The following is a 23,547-nucleotide window of genomic DNA, read 5'->3' as shown; positions in this document are numbered from 1 at the left end:
CAAAGCCTGGCTTGCCCAGCTGCCGATCCTGGGCCGCAACGTCGCTTCGGGGAACCATAGTGGTGCCGTGCCCTAGTTCTTCAGCATGAGTTGGAGGCCCCTATCTTCGCTCGTACTGATCTGAAGCAGGTGTACGTGAGAGGTAAAAACTGCTCGAAGCGCTTCAATCGATACTTCGACTGCTTCTGAGGAGCGTGACTGGATCGCATCTGGCTTTATCGTAGGATCGCCATGCACGACCCGACTTCTCGCGGTGTAGATCGCTTTATATTGGGATTGAAGCGCAACTCGATCGGCGGCCGACTCGCCAAGAAGCCATGCGAGTGATGCTGTCACGCGAAAAGTTGTCTCAGTCTTAGCTCCGAAGAGGTTTTCCCAGACGATCACGGAGTCGACAAGTACATCCTCTGGTACGGATCGATCCGAAACTGCGGTGAGCAGGCGTCGCAAAGCAATCTTGATCGATTGGGTTCTATGCTCATGTACGCGAGTTGTCCACAGAGCCCAATCTCGGGCTTGGCGCTCATTCGCTTGTATTGCGGTGAGCCCATGGACGTTTGCCGTGTCTCTCCAGCTAAGAGAAGGACCAGTTGCGAGCGGATCAAAAATTGTGGTCCAGGACTCTGCAATGACCGGCTTCGATTCAGGTGAAGAAAGCAAGAGTCCTAATCTCACATTTTCGATTGATTGCTCGATAAGTAGCCTATTTTCGTCACGTTCTTTGGGCCAGGTAAATGCTTTTTGTGGTCTATTAATATTGATCTTATAGGGTAGCTTGAGCTCAAGAACTACGTCGCCACTGTATTTTGCAAGAACAATGTTTCCGTCCGCGTCAGATGTACTGAATTCTCCCTTGATAGAGGTAGATCGGACGACCGGCTCGTCGCGAGCGTCTGTCTTGCGAAGACGGCCCCAGCCGAGATCAAGCTCATCGACTTCCGCCGGCAGTACAACGCCCACCAAGCCAATTCGTGCCGGCACTCGTGGAGCTTCTCCGTGCAACGAGCTTCGAATTATGGCCAGAGAGTCAAGCGTTGCAGCGACAACGTCGTGAGGTGCAGGCTTGTCCGTAACGGCGCCAGCGAGATTCCGGCCTGCTCGCGTCAGCATGCTAGCAAGCAACGAAAGTTGATGGCCGTTACTTTGACCCGTGCTTCGATTTGAGCTTCCGTGTTGCCCGGTGCTCGGCTCGTTCTCGCTGAAAAGCGTCATGACAGCCGGATCGCCAAGAATTAGCGATTCAAATCGAGAGTGCATCGCTCGACTACCGATAGGAGGAATAAAATCTGAATAAAAACCTACCTCGGGGGGACTAACTAAGGAGGCGGGATAATAATATATTGCCAACTCTGCCAAGGCTAAATCTGTTTCAGTGAGTTCGGAAGAAGGTTCATAGATCACGCCGCCTGACACGCGCCTAAACGCGTTTCCAACGGAGTCGGCTACGCCGCGAGCCGGCCTCGAGAGGATCTGCTGCCAGCCGAAATGTAGCGACTGGGGTCCCGGATCGCCTTCAACCAGCCCCCGATCTATCATTAGCAACTCGCGAAGCACGTCCGTCTGCTGCGACGTAAGTGACAGGACGGTGCCATCTTTGAAGTTTAAGGATTGGCCATCCTCAAGGCCTAGGAGGTAGTGAAGTGCCCGCTCCCCAAGGTGACGAAGCAGGATTTCTTCCGCCGATCTGGTTTCAGTCATGATGAGTTCTATTATGGCGTCATCGAAAGTGAACTAAGCGACCTCTGTGGCTCACGAGCCGAGTAGATAAAATTAACTTTTGCGGCTAATTCTGAAATCTTGGTTTTGTCTCTCGAGCCGCGAAGGGTTTGTAGGTCGACGAAAACTTAAAATTCAGCGCGAGTGTCTTCACGATTGGCCGAAAAATGTTTTGAACCCGCGCATGCAGTAAGGGGCAGGTTAAGTCCTAGAGAGACCTAAACGCGAGGTTCGTGTTTAGATGGCGCCAGGGAAGCGGATGGTGGGCCCCGTCGGACTCGAACCGACGACCTACGGATTAAAAGTCCGCTGCTCTACCAACTGAGCTAGAGGCCCGCGACGAACAATCCTAGCGATACTTTGTGCGCTCCTTCGCCAGGGCGGCCAAAAAGTGCGGGAACACACGGAGGTGGCGTAACGTTAAGACCTTGTGTTGGACTGCGACGACCGTCGCATGACAACGCGTGGTGCAGGAAAGCGATGTTGCACCGCAACACCTCACGAAAACCAGCACCACAGATGCCGAGGAGTCGAATGAGCGATCATCACCGTCCCGCACGTTATGCAACCGAATGGTTCGACCAGTTCCAAGGTGGCACCGACCCGGTCGAACGCGTGCGTCTGGCAAGTGACACTGCGGCTGCGCTGCTCTCGAGAGTCCGCGCCGACGCTGACCCTCAAGTGGTCGAGCGCGTCTTGACGCTCGCCAAGCACGATGGCATCGACACCGTCACCGAACTCTGGGCCGATGCGGTGCCGCACTCATTGCCGGGAGCGCTCTGGCGCCTGCACCTCATCCGCGCGCTCGTGGAGCAGCGCCCCGACGAGTGTGCGCTGTACTACCGGGAGGGGCGGGCTCGGATCGACGGCATCGACGTCGTCGTTGCCGGAGCAGCCGAACCAACGGGTCCGGATGAGGTCCGGGCGGTTGCTGAGGAGATCCTCCGCGGCGCATTCATCGGTGATTTCGCCCTCGCGCTCGATCGCGCAGCGTCGTTCTGTCGACTCACTGCGCGTGGCGCCGCGCACCACGCGGATGAACACGATGCGCTGTCGGCAGAGCTCGCTGAAGAACTGACGCTTCGAGCTTCTCGCCTCGCGATCATCGGAAACGACCTCACCGCCTGTGCTGCGCTCTGGCGAGACGAAGCGCTCCACTAACCACTCGATGGCGCGGCTTCATGATTCCCGCGAGGCGCAAAACAATCATCAGCTTCATAGTGAACGCACTGAAATCCTCAAGGCAACGCCTGAGTTGCTCCGCATACGCTTGAGATCGCACGTCCACCGATCAAGGAGCATGATGCAGAACCGAACAGCCCTTCGTACCGGATCCGCCTTCGCAGGCCTCGCCCTCATCGGCGTTCTTAGCGCCTGCTCAAACGGGGCCCCCGTTGATTCAGAAACAGACGCCAGCGCTGCACCCGAATCGAGCACCGCCCCAGAAGCCACAACCGAAGAGTCCGCCTCCTCGGATTCGGCTGGCGAATACGCCGACGGCAGTTACACCGCCGAAGGCAGCTATGTCTCGCCAGGTGGCCAGGAGACGATCGACGTCGAACTCACGCTCGCTGACGGCGTGATCTCCGAAGTGACGGTCACGAACCCCGACACCACTAACGCGAACTCGCTGCGATACCAGGGCGAGTTCATCGACGGCATCTCCGCAGAAGTCGTCGGTGTCCCGATCGATGAGGTCTCCGTCGACCGCGTCGGTGGTTCCTCGCTGACGAGCGGCGGCTTCAACGACGCGCTCGAGCAGATCAAGACGGATGCTTCCTAAGCCCCAGCACCGTCACACCTTCGAAGGGATCGGCACGCGCTGGTCCATCGAAACCCTCCACCCGCTCGATGACTCCGTCATCGAGGTCATCGCTGTCACCGTGGAACGCTACGACCAGACCTGGTCGAGGTTCCGCGGTGACAGCGATATCGCGGCGCTTCGCACTGCGGGCGCGACGATCACGCTGCCGCCCGAGTCGAAGCGGCTCTCAGAGCTCTACCGCGCGCTGTATACGCTGACTCGTGGCTCGATGACGCCGCTCGTCGGCTCCTCGCTCGAAGCAATCGGCTATGGCGCGGACTATGACCTCGGAGCGAATGGCGCTGTCTCCGCCGCACCGGCCTGGGAGGACGCGCTCCTCTGGGAGGGCACGAGCGCTCGCTCGAGACAGGGCATCACGCTCGACATCGGCGCGGCCGGGAAAGGCCAGCTCGTCGATCTCCTCGGAGCTGTGCTCCTCGACGCTGGAATCGAGGACTGGATCATCGACGGCAGCGGCGACTTCAAGCACCACGGGGAAATCGCAGCGACCAGCGTCGCGCTCGAGCACCCGCGTCAGCCCGGGATCGCCATCGGCAAGCTCGAACTCGCCAACCGTGCCTTCGCCGCGTCGGCGGGCAATCGTCGCGCCTGGGGTGAGGGGCTGCACCACATTCTCGACGCAAGCACCGGCGAGCCCACGAGCGATGTTCTCGGCACCTGGGTGATCGCCGACACCGCGATCGACGCCGATGCACTCGCCACTGCACTGTTCTTCGCGCCCGCACGTGACCTTCGCCGCGGCTTCACCTTCGAATACGCTCGGATGTACGCGAGCGGACACCTCGAAACCTCGGGCGTCTTCTCCGGATCGTTCTTCACCCGCTCGAACCCAGCGCCTCGTCCCGTGCAGCGCGAGACGCCCGACTCCACTGCACCTGTCACCGATCCACCATTCTCAACCGAAGCGAACTCATGAGTACTGAATCTCCCGCCACGCCACCACCTGCCTCTGCGCCGAAGCAGCACTCCAGCCAGCCCCTCGCAGCAGCGCTCGCTCGCATTGACGGTGTACCGATGCACGTGCTCGTCGCGATGTGCCTCGGCATCACCGCGATTGCCGCGATCGTGTTCTCGTTCGTCGGGGTGTTCACGTACAACGGCTTCGGCATGCTGCTCGCACTCGTCGTGGCGCTCGCGGCCTCGCTGCTCACCAACTGGCTTTTTGCGAAGCTCGCTCGCACCGCACCCCACCAGGTCTCGGCGGTCATCACCGGGTACCTCATCTTCTTCCTCTGCTGGCCTGGCGGCGACGCGCTCAGCCTGCTGACGATCACCGCGGTCGCGTTCCTGGCATCGGGCAGCAAATACTTGATCGTTTGGCGCAAGGGCATCATCGTGAACGCTGCTGCACTCGGTGCAGTTGTCGTCGGATTCTTCGGAGCAGTTCCCGGCTCGGGTATCGCCACGGAACTGTGGTGGGTCGCGAGTCTGCCGCTCACGCCATTCATCGTGGTCAGCGCACTGCTGATCTGGTACCGCACTCGGACGTTCTCCACTGGCGTGCTGTTCGTCGCCGTCGCGGGGCTCGGTCTCACCGCGATCCTGCTCGCCTTCGGTCTGCCGGTCGACGACGCCCTGCGCACGGCCTTCATCACCTCTCCAGCACTCTTCCTCGGCGCGTTCATGCTCACCGAGCCGCTGACACTGCCTCCTCGGAAACCTCAGCGCTTGCTCGTTGCGGTCGTCGTGGCGGTCCTGCTGATCCTGCCGACGCTCATCTCACTGCTGGGTGCGCACCCTGCGATCGGTTTCGTGACGCTCAGCCCAGCGCTCGCGCTCATCATCGGAAACCTGGTGGCGTTCTTCGTCGGTAAGAACCGGTCGATCCAGCTCACGCTCGTTGAGCGTCGAACAGTGAGCCCGCACATCGTCGAGCTCGAATTCACCGCGAAGCCTGCCGTCGAACACCGTGCCGGTCAGTACCTGGAGCTCACGATCCCGCATCTTGGCGCTGACCAGAAGGGGACGCGGCGCGTGTTCAGCATCGCGAGCGCCCCCGGAGACGAAACAGTGACCATCGGAGTCCGCATCGGGGACAAGCCGAGTTCGTTCAAGCAGGAACTCATCGCGCTCGAGCCCGGTGACACGATCCGCGCGACTCGCCACGGCGGTGACTTCACGCCGAAGTCCCACTCGGAATCGCGGCTGTACCTCGCTGCCGGAATCGGCATCACGCCGTTCCTCTCACACCTTGCCGAAGCGCGGAAGCAGGGTGGCGCGCTCGATTCGACGCTCGTCCTGCTGCTCCGCGCGGGCGAGCCCGTTCCTTTCGCGACGCAACTCGCAGCGAGCGGAGTGACGGGGATCGTCATCGCGCCCACCGCGCCAGAAGTGCTGCCGGCGGGTTGGACCTATGCAGGGTCGGAGCGTTTGGATGCTGATCGCCTTCGAGCGCTCGTCCCAGACGTGCGCGAACGAGTCGTCTACGTCTCCGGTGCTCCACGCACGGTCAGCACCCTTGCCGCCGCGTCGCGAAAAGCTGGAGCGCGTCGCGTCAAGACCGACGCGTTCGCCGGATACTAACCTGCTCGTTCTCTCGTGTGGTCGGTGTTCGCGTCACGTGAACGCCGCGACACGAGGAAGGGGCGACGAGTACAATTGAACTCGGTCGGGCCGCGAACCCCGGGCTCCAATATTCGCCGCTGCGAGCGGCCTACCGCCGAGAGGCGTTCCGCGGCCCGGCCTTCAACGTTTGAGGAGAACCATGCTGTTCGTTCGTGCAGGCGCCCGGCTCTGGAGCGCGATTGGTCTCGTTGTCACTGGCATTCTCGCCTGGCAGATGCTCGATGTACCGCTTCCCGATTCTGGGTTCGATCCGGCCCCGATCGTCATCACGCTCGCGATCGTAGGATTCGCGCTCGCGGCGTTGATCCTGTTCGGCGGGCATCGCGTGGTCGGACTCGCGGCGATCGTTCTCGCACTCTTCGGCCTCACGGTCGCGCTCGGCGGAATGTTCTGGAATGAGGGGCCGTTCGAAGCCTGGCCCCCAGCAGCGCTCGCGACCAATCCGCGTGCTCCATGGCTGATCGCGGCGCTCGCGGTGACTGCGATCTGCGCGCTCATCGTCATGGCGAGCCCGAAGGCGGGGGAGCGACGCGCGCTTCGCCGGGCTACCGACTAGCTGCGAGAGCCACCGGCGTCCCGTGCGTTACGCCGCAGGTGATGCCGGTGCTTCTGCTGGCGCCGCGTCCGTTGTCGAGACGATCGGTGTCGCTCCGAAGCGAGCCATGAGCAGGAGCAGCAGCGCGCCACCGGAGAGCACACCGTCAGCGATGCCCGCGGGCAGCATGAAGATCATGAGCGCCAGGGTGACCGAGCACTGCACGATCGAGAACCAGAATCCCCACATACGGTTCTTGAGGAGCCCGATTGCACCGATGATTCGCAAGGCACCGAAAAGACCGCTCATGGCCATCATGAGGAACAGGTGCTCGTTGAAGAACGGCACGATGAACGAAAATCCGTGCGCCATGACGCTCTGATCGACGTCGAGCAGGAGCAGTACTGGCAGTGCAAGGAAGGGAGCGCCCTCCATCAGTATCCCTTGCGCCAGCATGAGCCCGGCCGCCCAGCGAATCTTGGTTCGCGAGGCTTTTGCAGGGAGAGTCTGTTTCACCTGATCAGTGTATGAGAGCAGAAGCGCACAAAGCCCCGCACCAATCGGCGCGGGGCTTTGTGCGTGGTGTGCGATTTATCCGAAGCGCCCGGAGACGTAATCCTCGGTCGCCTGCACTGACGGGTTCGAGAAGATCTTCGTGGTCTCGTCGTATTCGATGAGCTTGCCGGGCTTGCCGGTACCCGCAATGTTGAAGAACGCGGTCTTGTCACTCACTCGCGAGGCCTGCTGCATGTTGTGCGTCACGATGACGATCGTGAACTCCTGCTTGAGCTCCTCGATGAGGTCCTCGATCGCGAGCGTCGAGATCGGGTCGAGTGCCGAACACGGCTCGTCCATCAGGAGCACGTCTGGTCGCACCGCGATCGCGCGAGCGATGCAGAGGCGCTGCTGCTGTCCACCCGAGAGGCCGGAGCCCGGCTTGTCGAGACGGTCCTTCACTTCGTTCCACAGGTTCGCGCCCTGCAGGCTCTGCTCGACGACCTCGTCCTGCGCGGACTTCGACATGCGACGGTTGTTGAGCGTCATGCCGGCCAGGACGTTCTGACGGATCGACATCGTCGGGAACGGGTTCGGGCGCTGGAACACCATGCCGACCTGACGGCGCACACGAACCGGGTCGACGCCGGGGCCGTAGAGGTTCTCGCCATCGATGAGGACCTCACCCTCGACGCGAGCGCCGGGGATCACTTCGTGCATGCGGTTGAGCGTGCGGAGGAAGGTCGACTTGCCGCAACCGGAGGGCCCGATGAACGCAGTGACACTGCGAGGCTCAATCTCGAGCCCGACGCCCTCAACAGCCAAGAACTTGCTGTAGTAGACGTTGAGGTCTTTTACTTCAATACGCTTCGACACTTGAGATTCCTTGAGTTAGCGGCCGGTTTTTGGCGAGAAGATCTTCGCGACGAGTCTCGCGATGAGGTTCAGTGCCATGACTATCAAAATGAGGGTGAGCGCGCCCGCCCAGGCACGATCATGGTAGGCGGCGACGTCAACGCCGGTATTCATGTACTGCGTGTACACGAAGACGGGAAGGGTCGTCATCCGCTCGTTGAATGCGTCGTAGTTCATGCTGGCGGTGAGGCCCGCGATGAGCAGCAATGGTGCGGTCTCTCCGATCACACGGGCGACCGCGAGCGTGACACCCGTTGCGATGCCAGCGAGCGCGGTCGGGAGCACGACCTTCACGATCGTCAGCCACTTCGGGACACCGAGCGCGTAGGAGGCTTCGCGGAGTTCGTTCGGAACGATCTTCAGCATTTCCTCGGTCGAACGAACCACAACTGGAATCATCAGCAGGCTCAGCGCGACCGATCCACCGAAGCCCATTCGAATTCCGGGCCCGAAGAAGATCGAGAAGAGTGCGTAGGCGAACAGACCCGCGACGATCGAGGGAATGCCCGTCATGACGTCGACGAAGAACGTGATGCCGCGTGCGAGTGCGCCACGACCGTATTCGACCAGGTAGATGGCGGTGAAGATACCGATCGGTACCGAGATGATTGCGGCCCAGAGCGTGACGAGCAGGGTTCCGACGATCGCGTGAACCGCGCCACCGCCCTCACCGACGACGTTCCGCATGGAGTGCGAGAAGAACATCGGGTCGAATCGGGCGACACCGTTGATCACGACGGTCGTGATCAGCGAGATCAGCGGGATCACGGCGAGCGCGAAGGCGCCGATCACGACACCCGTGACGAGGCGGTCGGTTGCGCGCCGTGAACCCTCGATGAGGTTCGAGATCACGGTGAGCGAGATCAGGAAGAGTGCGAAGGAGATGACGAGCGTCGCCGTCAGGTTGAACGGTTCACCGCTTGCGAGCGAGATCAGGAAGAAGAGCGTCCCGATGACTGCGAGGCAGGCGATGAAGATAGCGAACGGCGCCCACTTGGGGAGCTGACCGGAGGTCAGTGTGCTCGGCACCTGCGAGGAGGACGCCGACTGGGGCTTCGATGTGGTGTTGATAGCCATGGTTAGTTCGCCCCCGAGAACTCTTTACGACGGTTGATGATGAGTCGAGCGATCGAGTTGACGATGAGCGTGATGACGAACAGCGCGAGGCCACCGGCGATGAGCGCGTTCGAGGCAATGCCGTGCGCTTCGGGGAACTGCAGTGCGATGTTCGCCGCGATCGTGTTCGGGTTCTCGCTGCTCGTGAGCACGAAGCTGATGACGATTGCGGGGGAGAGCACCATCGCGACCGCCATGGTTTCGCCCAGTGCGCGGCCGAGACCGAGCATCGAAGCGGAGATGACGCCGGGCATTCCGAACGGGATGACCGCCATGCGAATCATTTCCCAGCGAGTTGCGCCGAGTGCGAGTGCGGCTTCTTCGTGCAGCACGGGCGTCTGCAGGAAGATCTCGCGGGAGAGTGCGGTGATGATCGGAAGGACCATGACCGCCAAGACGATAGCGACCGTGAGGACCGTGCGGCCGGTTCCGGAGGCCTGGCCGGCGAAGAAGGGGAGCCAACCGAGGTTTGCAGTGAGCCATTCGTAGGCCGGCTGCATGAATCCGCTGACGACGGTTGCGCCCCAGAGACCGTAGACCACGGAGGGCACTGCGGCGAGGAGATCGACGATGTAGCCGAGCGCGTTTGCCAGACCGCGGGGAGCGAAGTGCGTAATGAACAGCGCCACGCAGATCGAGACGGGGATCGCCATCAGGAGCGCGAGGAACGCGGCCCAGATGGTTCCGAATGCGAGAGGGGCGACGTATTCGAGGAAGTTATTCGGGTTGTTGCGCAGACCGCTCAGGTCGCCGAACAGCGCCGGAACCGATTGTGCGATCAAGAACACCGCGACCGCTGCGAGCGCAACGAGAATGCTGACTCCGGCGATGGTCGAGATCGCCCGGAAAATAATGTCGGCGGGACGCTGCTTTGCGGTGGTCGGTGGTGTTGTGGCGGGAGCGGGTGCGCTCATTCGTGATCCGTCTCTTCAACCTTCAAATCACGACGACGGGCTGAAGTGCAGTGTGCACTCCAGCCCGTGTCGTACGGGGTCTTACTTGATTGCGCCTACGATTTCAGCAACTTCAGTCTGAAGCTCTTCACTCAACGGTGCCGTACCAGCGGCCTCTGCCGCAACATCCTGGCCCTCTGGGCTTGTGATGTAGGTGAGGTACGCGTTGACGAGCTTGCCTGCTTCTGCATCAGCGTATTCGGTGCAAGCGATTGCGTAGGAGATCAGCACGAGTGGGTATGCGCCCGGCTCGGTGAGCGTGCGGTCGAGTGCCACGGCGATGTCGCCTTCTGGGCGGTTCTCAACGCGTGGGCTCGCTGCGACAGCCATTGCTGCTGCTTCAGGAGTGAACGCGACGTACTCTTCGCCAACCTGAATTGCGACGGTGCCGAGGTCGCCGGCGCGTGATGCGTCTGCGTAACCAATGGTGCCAACGCCGTTGGTGACGGCGTCAACGACACCCGAGGTGCCCTGTGCTGATTCGCCGGCGTACGGGAACTCGTCGCCAACTTCTGCGTCCCAAACCTCAGGAGCGTTCGCTGCGAGCCAGTCCGTGAAGTTCTCGGTCGTTCCTGATCCGTCAGCGCGGTGCACTGCGGTGATGGACGACGAGGGGAGCGTTGCGTCTGGGTTCTGCTCGACGATTGCCGGGTCGTCCCACGAGGTGATGTCACCCTTGAAGATCGATCCGACGGTTGCTGCGTCAAGGTTCAGGGAGTCGACTCCGTCGACGTTGAAGATGATCGCGATCGGGGAGATGTAGACGGGGACGTCGAATGCGCTTGCGTCTGGTGCGCATGCTGCGAATTCGCCTGCGAGCTCTTCGTCGCTCAAGAAGGCGTCGCTTCCAGCGAAGGAGACTCCACCGGAGATGAATGCTTCGCGTCCGACACTCGAGCCGCCTGGCTCGTAGTTAACGGTGACGCCCTGGTTCTGGCCCTGGAATCCGGCGATCCAAGCTTCCTGTGCTGAGCCCATGGACGATGCGCCCGAGCCGTTCAGCGTGCCGGTGAGTGCTGCGTCGCCGCTACCCGAGGGGCTGGTGCTGTCCGCTGGTGCGGTGCCCTCGTTTGCTGCACACGAGGTGAGGAGTACTGCACCTGCGACTGCAATGACCGCTGCGCGGCCAATTTGCGTGAACTTCACTTGATGTTCCTTCCGGAATTCTCTGCAAGGGGATGGGCACTCATTCGTGCCGCTGAGGCAAACCTAGGCACACCATTTGACGCGCAGCCCCCGTGCAGGTGAACGCCAGGTGAACACATCTCGAGCCCGGTCAGTGTGGGGCGCCCCATTGGCGCCGTCATCGCACGCTTCGCGCGGAAGTTCAGTCGCAGACGCCCGTGGTGCTCAGGGCGTCGAGCTGTGTGTTTCGACGGTCACGATGGTGGGGTTGTCTCCTCGCGTGAGGTGGATGACGGTGAAATCCGCGGGGTGCAGCATGGAGGCGCGGTGCATCGCCTGCGTTTCCGTGCCGTTGCTCGCGTGCACGACAGCGCTCACGAGAGCCGGGATCACGGGCGCGTGCGAGCAGAAGACGCTGCCGGTTTGCAGGGTCAGTGCCTTTGCTATCTTCCGATCGACGGTTTCGGCGTGCGCTTCGAAGGCGTCCTGGCTGATGCCGCGTGACGTTTTCGCCACAATGCCGGTGCGTTTGACGAGCGGTTTCATTGTCTGGCGGCAGCGCTTTGCCGTCGAGCTCACGATCCGGGTTGGCTCGAAGGCGGCAATTCCCGGCGCGATCGCTTTCGCTTGAGCGCGGCCGGTGTCGGTGAGTTCGCGGCTCGCATCGTCGCCTTCGTGCGAGAACGGGGCGGCCGCCTTCCCGTGGCGAACGAGCACGATCGGGAAGGTGTCGAGTTGCTCTGCGGCGATCAATTGTTCGAATCGTTCGATGATGGTCACGTCGTGCTTGTACGTCACCGCTGCTTTCGCGGCCTCGATCGGGAGCCATACCAGCGCGTTGATCTCATCGTTCGGCGCGAACACGGAGGCATCGAGCGCCTCCTGGTCGACCTCCGCGTGCCAGTAGTACACCGCTTTGTCGGTGCCGCTCGGCAAGCGGTATTCGCTCGTTCCGAGTGGAGCACGGAGTGTGACCTCGAGACCGACTTCTTCGAGCGTTTCCCGTTTTGCGCATTCGGGCAGTGTCTCGCCCGGATCCAGCTTGCCCTTCGGCAGCGAGACATCTCGATGCTGCGTGCGTTCGACGAGGAGGATCTCTCGCTCTTCGCCGGTGGTTCGCCAGAGCAATGTTCCGGCGGCAAGTTGGATGGGAGCGTTCACGCGAGTCCTGTCATCGAGTCGATCGTTTGCGCCGCTGAATCTGGATCATTCGGTCGCGGTGCAAGTCTCGCAGGGGATTGCCGTCCTCATCAAAAGCGTGGCGGGTCCAGCTGCCGTCCGGCTCCGCCCACCAGGACGAGGTCTCGGGTGACATCGCCTTGTCGAACTGCTGCATGATGTCGGCGGTGTGTTCGGTGCTCGTGAGCTTGATGAGCGCTTCGACGCGACGGTCGAGGTTGCGATGCATCATGTCCGCGCTCCCGATGAACACTTCCTGTTCTCCGCCGTTCTCGAACGCGAAGATCCGGGAGTGCTCCAGGTATCGACCGACGATCGAGCGCACCTTGATGGTCTCGCTCAAGCCGGGTACGCCGGATTTGATGCTGCAGATTCCGCGGACCCACATCTCGACCGGGACCCCGGCGCGACTTGCCCGATACAGCTCATCGATGATCTGTTCATCGACGATCGAGTTGACCTTGATCCTGATTCGCGCTGGTTTTCCAGCCTTGTGGTGATCGACTTCGCGCTGAATCTTCTTGACGAGCGCTTTCCGCAAGTGCAGTGGCGCAACGAGGAGTCGTTTGAATTTCTTCTCGATCGCATACCCGGAGAGCTCGTTGAACAGCCGGGTGAGGTCGCGACCGACCTGGTCGTTGTCGGTGAAGAGCCCGAAGTCCTCGTAGATGCGGCTCGTCTTCGGGTTGTAGTTACCCGTGCCGATGTGGCAGTAGTTCCGCAGTTTGCCGTTCTCACGGCGCACCACCATGAGCAGTTTGCAGTGCGTTTTCAAGCCGACGAGGCCGTACACAACGTGCACTCCCGCGCGTTCGAGCGTTCGGGCCCAGGTGATGTTGTTCGACTCGTCGAAGCGCGCTTTCACTTCAACGAGCGCGAGCACCTGCTTGCCTTGCGCGGCTGCGCGAATCAGCGCTGCGATGACCGGGCTGTCACCGCTCGTCCTGTAGAGGGTTTGTTTGATCGCGAGCACGTTCGGGTCGTCCGCAGCCTGCTCGAGCATCGCGAGCACGCTCGTCGTGAAGGACTCATAGGGGTGGTGCACGAGCACGTCTTTATGCGTGATCGACGCGAAGATGTCGGGCTTGTCTGCTGCTTCGAGCGGCAGCAGCGCAGCCGAGGTCACAGGCACGTGCTTGCGGTAATGCAACTCGGGCCGGTCGAGCCCGGCGATCTGGAACATGCCGGTGAGGTCGAGGTGGCCGGGGAGTCGGAACACATTTGATTGCGTGATGCCGAGTTCGGAGACGAGCAGGTCGAGCGTGCGATCGTCCATCGACTCGGAAATCTCGAGGCGAATCGGCGGGCCGAATTTGCGGCGGCTCAGTTCCTTTTCCAGTGCCTGGATGAGGTTCTCGGTCTCGTCCTCTTCGATCTCGACGTCTTCGTTCCGAGTGACGCGGAACACGTGGTGGTCGAGCACCCGCATTCCGGGGAAGAGTTCCTCGAGGTTGTTCGCAATGAGATCTTCGAGGGCGATGAACCGTCCCTGCTTCGCAGCGGAATCGTCGATCGCGACGAAGCGCGGCAGCACGAGGGGCACTTTCAGGCGGGCGAACTCTTCGGTCTCGGTCTTCGTGTTCCAGATTCGAACAGCGAGGTTGAGGGAGAGCCCGGAGATATACGGGAACGGGTGTGCCGGGTCGACCGCGAGCGGCATGAGGACGGGGAACACGTCGTCGTGGAACTGCTGCCGAAGCGCTTCGTGCTCGCTCTCGTCGAGATCGCTCCAGGTGACGACCGTGATGTTCTCGCGAACCAGCGCTGGCTGCACCGAGTTCAAAAAGCACTCGGCGTGACGCAATTGCAATTGATAGGCGTGTTCGATCAGGCGATTGAACTGGTCGATCGGTGCGACGCCGATATTCGTCGGCATCGCAAGACCCGTATTGATGCGGCGCTTGAGGCCTGCAACTCGAACCATGAAGAACTCGTCGAGGTTCGAGGCGAAGATCGCCAAGAAGTTCGCGCGCTCGAGCAGTGGCACGGTGTCGTCCTCGGCGAGCTCGAGAACCCGCTGATTGAAGGCGAGCCATGACAGCTCGCGGTCGACGAATCGATCCGCGGGGAGGCCGTCTTCGGTCGCCGCGCCAATCGAGTCGACGTCGAAGACGTCTTCGTCGAGTTCTGCCTGATTGGCCACGACAAAGTTCGGCTGATCGGGGAGCGTCACGCCAGGGTCATTCATTCCCCTATTGTGCCAGCGCCGACCGACGAAGAGGGCTCAGGCGCGAAACAATTCACCGCAGGTTCACCGTTCGTATCGAACGTCTTTCTGGAAGTCCTTGAATCCTTGCGAGCGGTAGAGCGCGAGCGCCGCAGTGTTGTCGCCCTCGACGTAGAGGGTCATCGTGGTCTTGCCGAGTTCGTGCGCCCGAGCGAAAGCAGCGTTCATGAGCACTCGGCCGAGTCCGTGGCCCTGCATCTCGGGCAGCACGCCGATTGCGTAGAGCTCGATCTCCTCAGATTCCGGCGACTCGTCTTTCAGCCACGCGAAGCCGCCAACGCCGGCATCTTCGCTGCTGGTCAATCCTGCGGTCCCCTTCGGGGCGTGCACGAACATCAATGACTCCGGCGAGAACCAACCACTCCTGCGGCGCTCATTGAAATCATCGAGCGTGAGCTTGCCCTGCTCTGAGTGCTCGGCGAAGGCCGCAGCGTTCGCCGAGACCCAGGTCTGCGCGTCCGCGTCGGTGAAAGCGCGGACCTCGGAAGAACACTGACCCGGGACGACCGGTGCCTCGAGTTGGAGCAATGTGCGAACCGGCGAGAGCCCGAAGCGTGCTGCGAGTGCTCGCGATGCGGGGTGATCTCCGTGGGCCCAGGCCGAGAAGTGCGGGAAGCGCTGGTCGAGGTCGCGAAGCATGCTTGCGCCAATGCCATTGCCGCGATGTCCGGGATCGACCACGAACTCGATCTCCGGGAGCGCGGCCGAAGACGAGACGATGGCGGCGGCATGTGCGCGGAGTATGACTTCGCGCTCGTCGCGCTCCGCTTCGATCAGCGCTTGATCGTTGAACGGGGCGGCGCCATCGCTCTCCCGAGCACGCTCGATCAGCTCGCGGAGTGCGGCCCAGTCGACGTCGCTCATGGTGCGTCGTGTCCGTCGACGCCCTGCTCGTGACTTTCGACGAGCTGGAACCGGTAGCCGACGTTTCGAACGGTACCGATGATCGTGTCGAGATCGCCGAGCTTTGCGCGGAGGCGACGAACGTGCACATCGACCGTTCTGGTGCCGCCGAAGTAGTCGTAGCCCCATACTTCGCTCAGCAACTGCTCTCTGGTGAAGACCCGAACCGGGTGCGACGCAAGAAAGCGCAGGAGTTCGAATTCTTTATACGTGAGGTCGAGTGGTTTTCCGTTGACTGCGGCCTGATAGCTCGACTCGTCAATCGTGAGACCGGCGGCGACGATCGGCGCGCGATCGCTCTTGGACTTGCCGGAGACGAGGCGGAGCCTGGCATCGATCTCTGCGGGGCCGGCCGAGTTCAGGATGACGTCGTCGATACCCCAGTCGTTGTTGACCGCGGCGAGGCCGCCTTCTGTGACCGCCAGGACCAGCGGCGCTTCGTTGCCGCTCGAATGCAGCAGCTTGCACATGGACTTCGCGTTCGCGAGATCGAGGGTCGCGTCGATGATCGTGATGTCCACCATTGGAGCGTGGACGATTGCGGAGGGTTCCGGCCTTGCGAACGTGACTCGGTGATCTAAAAAGGCAAGGCTCGGGAGCACGTCGCCTTCTCGGCGCGTGAGGATCAGAACATGCGCCATATGTTGTGTGCCTCTCGAACAGCCCAAGTCTAGTGCGATGAAGGCAGTGCACTGTGTCGCGTGCAGCGCACCGCCGTGTACAGCCCCGTTGCTGCGATGGTCGGGCGTTGTTGGAGCGCGAGGAACAGGGTCGCTGGAGCCGGTCCAGCGCGAGGATGCGAAGATGGATGCATGAGAGCAGGATGGCGCGGAGTTGTAGCAGTGTGGGTTGCCGCCGTCCTCGGTGGTGCCTCGGTGCTCGTTTTCTCTGAACCCGCGCACATGTTCGCTTGGTTCGCGGTGGTCCTCGGCTGCCTCACGCTGTTCGCCTTCGGTATTCAGCTCGGCGGGCCGATGCGCAAGGGAATCGTCGAGCGGCTGTACTGGGCGGTCGGTGGTTCTGTTGTCATCCTTGCGATCTTCACCGCGAGTGTCGCCTGGCTTGCCGTGCCCGCGGCGCTCGCAGACTTGTAGACTGCTGGCATGGAGATCCCCCTTCTTGCACTTGAGCTCTTCTTTCTCGGGCTCCTCGGTCTTGCGTCCATCGGTATCGGTGGGCTGAGTTTCGTCGTGCTCCGCAACCTCTTTCGGGGCCAGCGCTAACGCATGATCGAAATCGATCCGACCCTCCCCGCCGAACTCGGACCACTGCAGTGGCTGATTGGCGACTGGGAGGGCACTGGCGTTGTCGCATGGCAGCACGGTGACACGACCGTGAACTACGAGTTCGGTCAGCGCGTTTCGTTCGCGCACCACGGGCTCGCTTACCTCAGCTACCAGTCGTACTCCTGGCGTCTCGATGACGAGCTTTCACCGATCGCGAGCGAGTCGGGGTACTGGCGTATCGCTCGACCGGCAACGTCCAACGACGCGGGCCCGGGCATGCTCGTCGCCGATGAGGCGGCCCCATTCCAGACAGCGGAAGCCGTAGAAACTTTGCGCCGACCCGATGGAGCCTTCGACATCGAAGCGTCCATCGTCCATCCCACCGGGGTCAGCGAACTGTACCTGGGCGTCGTCGATGGCCCTCGAATCGATCTCGCGACCGACGCGGTCATGCGTGCACCTGGCGCGAAGGAACACTCCGCATCAACTCGTATGTACGGCCTTGTCGAAGGGCACCTGCTCTGGGCCTGGGATCTCGCGGCACTTGACGAGCCGATGCGTTCGCACGCTTCCGCTCGCCTTGGCCGGACAGACCGGTCCGACCGGTCCGCAACATGAGCATGTTCTCTGGAGTTCCGGGCGCTGTCACCTCTGAGGCCGGCGATGTGCAGCATTACGGTAACCCGTTCTCCGAGCAACGCGACCTCACTGAGGGTGGCATTGTCGCGCTCCTGAACAACGAAGTACTCGTGCTCACCGGCCCGGATCGCCTCACCTGGCTCGACTCGATCACTTCGCAGGCACTGGCGCGTCTGCAGCCCGGGGAGAGCGCGGAGTCGCTCGTTCTCAGCCCCAACGGCAGGGTCGAACATTCGTTCCGGATCGTCGACGACGGCGCGACGGCATATCTGTTGCTGGGGCCGGGCGAATCGGAGTCGCTCGAAGCGTGGCTCTTGCGGATGCGATTCATGCGACAGGTCGAGATCGAGAACGCGAGTGATCGGCTCGCGACGATCGCATGGGTGCCGAACGATTCTCTGCAGGAGCTGCCACACGCGACTGCAACCTGGGTCGACCCTTGGCCCGAAACCACGCCCGGCGGGTACCGCTATGGCGCAGTCATTGGCGAATGGTCGATGCGGCAGTCGCTCGTTCCCCGCTCGCTGCTCGAGGCCGGCGACCCGCGAACACTGTTCGGTGTTTCGACGGTTGCTGGAACGATCGCGCTCGAAGCGTTGCGAGTCGCGGCCGCTCGGCCCTCCATGCAGGAGGTCGATGAGACGACCATTCCGCACGAGCTCGACTGGCTCGCGACAGCGGTCCATCTCTCGAAGGGCTGCTATCGAGGTCAGGAGACGGTCGCGAAGGTGCACAATCTCGGTGCCCCACCGCGCCGGTTGACCTTCTTGCACCTCGACGGGAGCGAGAACGTGTTGCCGAAGCCTGGTGATGCGATCGAGCTGGAGACCGTGCACGTCGGAACGGTCACTGCATCGGCGCAGCATTACGAACTCGGGCCGATTGCGCTCGGTGTCTTGAAGCGGTCGGTAGACCCGAGTGCTTCGCTGGTCGTGCGCACGCATGATGGGGAGCAGGAGGTCCTGGTGGCCGCTGGTCAAGAGACGATCGTGCCGCCGACTGCAGGAGGAACGGCTCGACCGCCTCGCTTGCCTCGGTTGGGCGCCGTACGCCGCCCGCGCCCTGCAAGTGCACCCGAGGCGCCGTCGGCAGCTCCGTCATCGCCCGAGTAATCCTGGCGATTTCGCGGCTGCGACCGGTTTAGCGGCTCACGACTGCGGAGCTTCGCATCGTTCGAAGCAGGGCTGCACCCGCGAGCGCGGTGGTCCAGATTCCCACGACGCCGACAGCGCTCAGGAACTGTTCGGTCGTGGTCGCCGCCATGAGCGTGCGTTCGACCGCGAAGGACTCGCCGATGGTTCGAAGCGCGGTGTAGGGCTGCGCGATCAACGCAAGTGCACCGGCCTCGGGTGCGAGCGTCGAGATCCCGCCCGCGATCAATGGCTCGATCAGTGACGGCCACGCGACGACGATGACGAGACTCACTGCGAATGACCGCGTCACGAAGACGATGGCGCAAGCCCAAGCCGCCGCGATCACCGCACCGAGCATATGAACCGAGAGTTCGCCCACGATCGTGAGGCTCAGGAGTTCCGGGCCGCGAAGGAGCGTCGCCCCGAGCAGTGCTGCGATCGCGCTCACGAAAGCGATGAGTGCGGCGATGCAGAGTTGCGGTACCGCGATCGCCAGCATCATGAATGGTCTTCGTGGCACAGCGAGGGCGACCGCGAGGATCGTGGAGAACCGGAAGTGGTTTCCGACTGCGAGCGCTGTGACGATCGACACGAGCAAGATGGTGACGGTCCCACGGGAGAGCACGAAGGTCTGCTGTTCGACAGCGTTCGGAGTGCCGCCGGCCTCGGCGACGCCGTTGATGATGAACGCGATCAGTGCGCCACCGATCATCGAAGCAAGCGCGGCGAGCGCCAGCCACAACGCGAGTCGACGACCGCCGACTCGAATCCATTCAGCGTGCAGTGCTCGTCGCATTGTGGCCTTTCGGTGTTCGTTCGGACGATCGTGTGAGCTCTGCTCCGGCGTGCGTATTCGCGAGCGCGATGTCGTCGTGCAACGCAGAAACGAGGGCATTGCCGAGCGAGGTCTGCGTGGCATGGAGCGTCGTCACGAGCACGCGTCGCTCGAGCGCAGCCTCGGCAACCTGCAGCGCGCTGAGCCCTGTGACGACGAGGGTCTCGTTCCTCAGGTCGATGTCGCTCGCCCCTGCGCGATCGAGCGCATCGACGAGTCGGGCTCGGTCTGGGCTCGCGACGCTCAGCGCCTCCTTCGCGTAGGTGCTCGCGAAGGCATCCAGCGTCCCTGTGAACTTGTTCGTGCCGTGCGATAGCACGAGGACGGTATCGACAATGTCTCGAACTTCGTCGAGCGCGTGCACGGAAAGCAGCACGGCACCGCCGGAATCGGCGTGTGTTCGGAGATGACTGCGGAGCCAATCTCGGGCCAGCGGGTCGAGGCCGTTGAACGGCTCGTCGAGGACGAGGAGCCGGGGTGCGCCGAGGAGCCCGGTTGCCAGCGAAAGGCGTTGCCGCATTCCGAGTGAGAATTTTCTGATCGTTGTATGGAGCGAGCGCAGTAACCCGAGTTCGTCGAGCAGTGGGGCTATGAGCTTCGGGGAGAACGCGCCGCGGGCAGCGTGGATCCGGAGGTGCTGCAACGCCGAATGGCCGGGGTGGGCGTGGAGTTCGTCGAAGGCGACGCCGACCTCCTGGAGCGGGTTTTCGAGATCTCGATAGCGGTGACCCGAAAACAGTACGCGGCCGCCGCCATGCTCGAGTCCGAGGATGACGCGCAGTGCAGTTGATTTTCCTGCGCCGTTTGCGCCGACAAAGGCAACGATCTCGCCCCGGGGCACGGTGACATCGAGATCATCGAGCGCGACGTGTGTGCCGTAGTGCTTGCTGAGATGCATCGCCCGGAGGGCGGCGGGCTCAGCGCTGGCGGTTGGTGTCATGTCGTCCTCCAGAGTCGGCGGGGTGCGGAATGGCTAGGTTCGCGAGCGATTCCGGCCAGGCGTGCTCATGGTCAACGAGCACGATGATCGAGCGCTTCGCCCAGATATGTACTTCTTCGTGGAGCACTTGCTGCGCAGCGGCGTCGAGCCCGCTGCTCGGTTCGTCGAGCGCGAGGTAGTCGAAGGTTCCGACGGTGTGCACGAGCAGCCAGAGCTTCTGCGTGTTTCCGGTCGAGAGCTCGCGCACCGGTGCGTCGAGCCAAGGAGTGAGCTGGTAGCGCCGTACGCGTTCGAACTCGACCGCAGTGTCACCGTCGAGTGCTCGTCTATAGAGCGAGAGGTGGTCGCGAACGCTGAGATAGGGGAAGAGCGCAGGCCGGCTCGGGCAGAACCGGCGCCGCCTTCTCAGTCGTGGATCGTTTGCCTCGACTGCTCCCAGTCGCAACGAGCCGTGCGATGGTGTTCGGAGGCCGGCGAACACTTCGAGGAACGTCGATTTGCCGGATCCGTTCGGCCCGTGGACGGTCCGAAGCCCGGGCCCGAGGAACTCGCAGTCAACGCCGCTTCCGAAGAGCGTGCGCTGATCGCGACGAACGGTGAGTCCTCGCGCGGTCAGAGAGAGGATCGGAGTCGAAGTGACGTCCATACTGCCCCTCCCATCAAGAAAAGCCCGAGGGCGGCGACCAGGCCAAGGAGGAGCGAAGTGTCGTGGAGCCAGAGCACGAGACACAGCACCGGCGCCGTGAGTGCGAGGGTGAGCAGCGCAACATTGGGTGGTGTTGCAGTGCTGCTCGTCTCGGAACGCGCTTCGAGCAGCTGCGCCAGGTTTCCGGCGGAGAGCACCGCGGTGGAGAGCAGCGCGGCCGAGGCGCTGAGTACGAGTTCGCCGCCGAGGAGCTGAGTGGTGAGCGCTGCCGTCGATGCGATCGGCGCGGTGTGCGAAAGGAATGCGGCCCCGAGGATGAGCGCGAGGGTTCGGGGAGGCGCGGTGGTTCCGAGCGGCGAGCGCAGTTGCGGCAGTGCCGTGAGTGTGCCGCTCATGGTTGCGAGAGTCGGGGCGAGCGAGAGGCTGCTCGCGGCAATCGCAAGCAGAAGGATTCTCGCCGGATCGAATTCAAGGTGCATGAACTCGATCGATGACTCGAGGAGGGGCCTGAATCTCCGCGTGAGTATCTCGAGCACGGGTTCGCTCGTGAACACTGCGAGCGCGAACACGGCGCTGAGGAGGAGCCCCGACACGATGGTGCTTCGGCGTTCGAAGCTCGAGTTCGGTGCGGCGAAGAGTGCGAGCGCGACAGGCAGGAACGACGTTGTTGGGTGTGGGATCCGTGTGATCTGAGTCCGAATGAACGCAGCGAACAATGGCCGCGCGAATGCGAGCAGCGTTGCAAGACTGAAGGCCGCGGTGAGAGCCCCATTCGGCGGCACTCCTCCGCTTGTTCCTCCGCTGAGGTGTTGCACCCAGATCCCGAGCAGCGAACCGGCGGTCACGGCGAGGGTCGGAACCAGGAGCGCCGCGATTCGAAGGCTTGTGCGAGGAAGCGACTTCGCGAGCAGTTGGTGTCGCGCGACCCTCGCGAGTGAGAAGCCGCCGCAGATGGTTGCGAGCAGCGGGAACACGAGCATCCACGCGAGGTCGAATCGCCCGGGGATCAGCACTGCCGACGAGAGCGCGAGTGTTGCCGTGAGTGCGGAACTACAAATCGGCGCAAGCGAGACCATCAGAATCGTTCGCTCAAGGAGTGTGCGATCGAGGTGGAGTCCGAATGTTGTGCGGTGGGCGAGTCGACTGGCGGTGACGAGTGAGGTGCCGCCCCAGGCCATCCGAATCATGTTCGCGGCGAAGCTGAACAGGATGCCGGCAGCCACGAGCGCGAAGGGAAGCCACTCGTGCTCGAATGCAAGTGCTCGAGAGGCAATGATCACGATATGCGTGCCGATGGTCGCGCCGATCGCGCTCGCTGCGGTGAGACCAAGGGCGATTGCGCGCCGCGTGATGAAGGAGGAGCGGGTGAAATGGAGGGGGAGAGCGAGCGCGAGCGTGGCATCAAGGCTGGCAAGCGCGGCTGCTGAGAGGTTCGATGCCGACCGGTCGCAGGTGCCTGCGCTGAGTTCGCTGAGCTCCTGAGCAGCCTGGAGTTGCACTGGGGTTGCGGTGTCGACGTGCTCGCGGGCGCCCTGCCCCCTCCGTATCACGAGCGACGCTGGCTGCTGCGGTGGTCTCGAACTGATCCGACGACTCCGAGGGTGTAGAGCATCGCAAGACCGAATGCGAGCACGAGCGCCCAGCCAAGGAGCGAGAGGAACCCGGAGGCGTATGGAGGGCTCGCGAGCGTTCCCGTGAGCGCGCCGGCGATGGCGAAGGAAATCACCGCAGCCACGTTGAGTCGTACCGGTCCGATCAATGCCACCAGCAACGGAACCACAATGGTGAACCCCGCAATACCCCAGAAGATCGCTGAGGTTGCAGCGTGGTCGGGGAGTGTCGTGTTGAGGGCGATCAACACGGCGTTGAGCGCGCTGCCGCCTGCGAGCCCTGCTGCGATCCAGCGAACCGCGCGGGGGCGCAGGCGCACGGTGATGTCGACGAGGGGAAGGTGGATCGAGGAATCTACTGCAGGCATAGGAGTGCTCCTGTGAGGACGGTGGCGCCGAGCGCCTTGAGGTACGTGGGAATGTTCGACCGCGTCGAGGGGAATACCAGCGGGGACAGAAACGCAACGAATGTAGCGAAAAGGAACACGGGCCAAGTCCGCGAGACCGAGGGCACGTGGAGAGCGACCGCGCTGATGTGCTGTGCGAGGAGAAGAACCGTGAACGTCAGTCCCGCTGGGCCGATACGGAACGTGACCTCTGGCCGCGGGGGCGGGGTCAGTCGTGACTCGACGAGCGAGATGATCAGGGCGAAGAGCGCGAGCACGCCGATGGCGACGCCGATGCTGACTGCGGCTCCGAGAGTCAGGGCGCTGTCAGCAAGAGCGGGATCGCCGAGCTCGCTGACGAGGTCACTCGACTGTGCGCGAGCCGCTTCGATGAAGAGCGACATTCGCACGAGCATGAGCGCGAGAACGAGAGCGATAACCACCAGCCATACCCAAATCGATGTTGGGCGGGTCCGTTTGACTGGCGGGCTCTGCACGGGGTTCGGGCCAAAGTCTGCGGGATCTTGCACTGGTCCTCCCGGCGCTGGTGGGTGGCTGATTGTCATGGAGTGTGTGCC

At 62.6% G+C, this 23,547-nt stretch carries 24 protein-coding genes and 1 tRNA gene; 8 read left to right on the top strand and 17 right to left on the bottom strand.

Annotated elements, in window-relative coordinates; translation table 11 throughout:
• Nucleotides 1–72: 72 nt before the first annotated feature.
• On the bottom strand, nucleotides 73–1,698 hold the full coding sequence (locus tag U2H20_RS06490) for a hypothetical protein (protein ID WP_430591478.1): 1,626 nt from the start codon (nucleotides 1,696–1,698) through the stop codon (nucleotides 73–75).
• Between the two features lie 278 nt (nucleotides 1,699–1,976).
• A tRNA-Lys gene (locus U2H20_RS06485) sits at nucleotides 1,977–2,052 on the bottom strand.
• Nucleotides 2,053–2,250: 198 nt separating this feature from the next.
• Between U2H20_RS06485 and U2H20_RS06480 the strand changes: the two genes are divergently transcribed.
• The 5 genes from U2H20_RS06480 to U2H20_RS06460 all read left to right on the top strand — a co-directional run bounded on the left by U2H20_RS06480 (nucleotide 2,251) and on the right by U2H20_RS06460 (nucleotide 6,662).
• Nucleotides 2,251–2,877 carry a DNA-directed RNA polymerase subunit beta gene (locus tag U2H20_RS06480; RefSeq protein ID WP_430591477.1) on the top strand — a complete coding sequence of 209 codons (627 nt, stop codon included), beginning with the start codon at nucleotides 2,251–2,253 and terminating at the stop codon, nucleotides 2,875–2,877.
• Nucleotides 2,878–3,016: 139 nt separating this feature from the next.
• Nucleotides 3,017–3,499, top strand: coding sequence for an FMN-binding protein (locus tag U2H20_RS06475; protein ID WP_430591476.1), 483 nt, complete (start codon nucleotides 3,017–3,019; stop codon nucleotides 3,497–3,499).
• Nucleotides 3,489–4,457 (top strand): FAD:protein FMN transferase, encoded by a 969-nt coding sequence (locus U2H20_RS06470; RefSeq protein WP_430591475.1) that lies wholly within the window; start codon nucleotides 3,489–3,491, stop codon nucleotides 4,455–4,457. Before U2H20_RS06475 ends, U2H20_RS06470 begins: the two co-directional genes overlap by 11 nt.
• On the top strand, nucleotides 4,454–6,064 hold the full coding sequence (locus tag U2H20_RS06465; protein WP_430591474.1) for a ferredoxin--NADP reductase: 1,611 nt from the start codon (nucleotides 4,454–4,456) through the stop codon (nucleotides 6,062–6,064). The genes U2H20_RS06470 and U2H20_RS06465 overlap by 4 nt, the downstream gene beginning before the upstream one ends.
• 181 nt (nucleotides 6,065–6,245) lie before the next feature.
• Nucleotides 6,246–6,662, top strand: coding sequence for a hypothetical protein (locus U2H20_RS06460; RefSeq protein ID WP_430591473.1), 417 nt, complete (start codon nucleotides 6,246–6,248; stop codon nucleotides 6,660–6,662).
• A gap of 27 nt (nucleotides 6,663–6,689) precedes the next feature.
• On the opposite strand, the gene U2H20_RS06455 is transcribed toward U2H20_RS06460, so the two are convergent.
• From U2H20_RS06455 to U2H20_RS06415, 9 genes are all read right to left on the bottom strand, one after another.
• The gene (locus U2H20_RS06455; protein WP_430591472.1) at nucleotides 6,690–7,157 is read right to left on the bottom strand and encodes a DUF2127 domain-containing protein; all 468 of its coding nucleotides are present in this window, start codon (nucleotides 7,155–7,157) and stop codon (nucleotides 6,690–6,692) included.
• Nucleotides 7,158–7,232: 75 nt separating this feature from the next.
• Nucleotides 7,233–8,012 carry a phosphate ABC transporter ATP-binding protein PstB gene (pstB, locus tag U2H20_RS06450; RefSeq protein WP_430591471.1) on the bottom strand — a complete coding sequence of 260 codons (780 nt, stop codon included), beginning with the start codon at nucleotides 8,010–8,012 and terminating at the stop codon, nucleotides 7,233–7,235.
• 15 nt (nucleotides 8,013–8,027) lie between these two features.
• Complete coding sequence (gene pstA, locus U2H20_RS06445) at nucleotides 8,028–9,128, bottom strand: phosphate ABC transporter permease PstA (protein ID WP_430591470.1); 1,101 nt, start codon at nucleotides 9,126–9,128, stop codon at nucleotides 8,028–8,030.
• Nucleotides 9,129–9,130: 2 nt separating this feature from the next.
• A complete protein-coding gene (pstC, locus tag U2H20_RS06440) occupies nucleotides 9,131–10,081 on the bottom strand; it encodes a phosphate ABC transporter permease subunit PstC (protein WP_430591469.1) in 951 nt (316 codons plus the stop codon).
• Nucleotides 10,082–10,162: 81 nt separating this feature from the next.
• Nucleotides 10,163–11,266 (bottom strand): phosphate ABC transporter substrate-binding protein PstS, encoded by a 1,104-nt coding sequence (locus U2H20_RS06435; RefSeq protein WP_430591468.1) that lies wholly within the window; start codon nucleotides 11,264–11,266, stop codon nucleotides 10,163–10,165.
• A gap of 204 nt (nucleotides 11,267–11,470) precedes the next feature.
• Entirely contained in the window at nucleotides 11,471–12,406 is a 936-nt protein-coding gene (locus U2H20_RS06430) for an NUDIX hydrolase (RefSeq protein WP_430591467.1), read from the bottom strand.
• A gap of 10 nt (nucleotides 12,407–12,416) precedes the next feature.
• Nucleotides 12,417–14,612, bottom strand: coding sequence for an RNA degradosome polyphosphate kinase (locus U2H20_RS06425; protein ID WP_430591466.1), 2,196 nt, complete (start codon nucleotides 14,610–14,612; stop codon nucleotides 12,417–12,419).
• Between the two features lie 63 nt (nucleotides 14,613–14,675).
• Nucleotides 14,676–15,515 carry a mycothiol synthase gene (mshD, locus tag U2H20_RS06420; RefSeq protein WP_430591465.1) on the bottom strand — a complete coding sequence of 280 codons (840 nt, stop codon included), beginning with the start codon at nucleotides 15,513–15,515 and terminating at the stop codon, nucleotides 14,676–14,678.
• Complete coding sequence (locus U2H20_RS06415) at nucleotides 15,512–16,195, bottom strand: winged helix-turn-helix transcriptional regulator (RefSeq protein ID WP_430591464.1); 684 nt, start codon at nucleotides 16,193–16,195, stop codon at nucleotides 15,512–15,514. The genes mshD and U2H20_RS06415 overlap by 4 nt, the downstream gene beginning before the upstream one ends.
• A gap of 171 nt (nucleotides 16,196–16,366) precedes the next feature.
• On the opposite strand from U2H20_RS06415, the gene U2H20_RS06410 reads away from it, so the two are divergent.
• The 3 genes from U2H20_RS06410 to U2H20_RS06400 all read left to right on the top strand — a co-directional run bounded on the left by U2H20_RS06410 (nucleotide 16,367) and on the right by U2H20_RS06400 (nucleotide 18,531).
• Entirely contained in the window at nucleotides 16,367–16,648 is a 282-nt protein-coding gene (locus tag U2H20_RS06410; protein ID WP_430591463.1) for a hypothetical protein, read from the top strand.
• A gap of 132 nt (nucleotides 16,649–16,780) precedes the next feature.
• Nucleotides 16,781–17,398, top strand: a complete 618-nt coding sequence (locus U2H20_RS06405; protein WP_430591462.1) for an FABP family protein — start codon at nucleotides 16,781–16,783, stop codon at nucleotides 17,396–17,398.
• Nucleotides 17,395–18,531, top strand: coding sequence for a YgfZ/GcvT domain-containing protein (locus U2H20_RS06400; protein WP_430591461.1), 1,137 nt, complete (start codon nucleotides 17,395–17,397; stop codon nucleotides 18,529–18,531). The genes U2H20_RS06405 and U2H20_RS06400 overlap by 4 nt, the downstream gene beginning before the upstream one ends.
• Before the next feature lie 28 nt (nucleotides 18,532–18,559).
• Here U2H20_RS06400 and U2H20_RS06395 read toward each other — a convergent pair whose 3' ends face one another.
• From U2H20_RS06395 to U2H20_RS06370, 6 genes are read right to left on the bottom strand one after another with little or no spacing between them, the layout of a single operon-like run.
• Nucleotides 18,560–19,348 carry a hypothetical protein gene (locus U2H20_RS06395; RefSeq protein ID WP_430591460.1) on the bottom strand — a complete coding sequence of 263 codons (789 nt, stop codon included), beginning with the start codon at nucleotides 19,346–19,348 and terminating at the stop codon, nucleotides 18,560–18,562.
• Nucleotides 19,326–20,327, bottom strand: coding sequence for an ABC transporter ATP-binding protein (locus U2H20_RS06390; RefSeq protein ID WP_430591459.1), 1,002 nt, complete (start codon nucleotides 20,325–20,327; stop codon nucleotides 19,326–19,328). The genes U2H20_RS06395 and U2H20_RS06390 overlap by 23 nt, the downstream gene beginning before the upstream one ends.
• Nucleotides 20,305–20,973 (bottom strand): ABC transporter ATP-binding protein, encoded by a 669-nt coding sequence (locus tag U2H20_RS06385; RefSeq protein WP_430591458.1) that lies wholly within the window; start codon nucleotides 20,971–20,973, stop codon nucleotides 20,305–20,307. Before U2H20_RS06385 ends, U2H20_RS06390 begins: the two co-directional genes overlap by 23 nt.
• Nucleotides 20,940–22,472, bottom strand: coding sequence for a hypothetical protein (locus U2H20_RS06380; RefSeq protein ID WP_430591457.1), 1,533 nt, complete (start codon nucleotides 22,470–22,472; stop codon nucleotides 20,940–20,942). Before U2H20_RS06380 ends, U2H20_RS06385 begins: the two co-directional genes overlap by 34 nt.
• Nucleotides 22,473–22,519: 47 nt before the next feature.
• On the bottom strand, nucleotides 22,520–22,951 hold the full coding sequence (locus tag U2H20_RS06375; RefSeq protein ID WP_430591456.1) for a hypothetical protein: 432 nt from the start codon (nucleotides 22,949–22,951) through the stop codon (nucleotides 22,520–22,522).
• Nucleotides 22,939–23,535 (bottom strand): hypothetical protein, encoded by a 597-nt coding sequence (locus U2H20_RS06370; protein ID WP_430591455.1) that lies wholly within the window; start codon nucleotides 23,533–23,535, stop codon nucleotides 22,939–22,941. Before U2H20_RS06370 ends, U2H20_RS06375 begins: the two co-directional genes overlap by 13 nt.
• Nucleotides 23,536–23,547: the final 12 nt, after the last annotated feature.

The organism is Humidisolicoccus flavus, from assembly GCF_045689595.1.
Lineage (GTDB): Bacteria > Actinomycetota > Actinomycetes > Actinomycetales > Microbacteriaceae > Humidisolicoccus > Humidisolicoccus flavus.
Note: the sequence above shows the minus strand (reverse complement) of the source record. Positions and strands in the feature narration are given on the sequence as shown.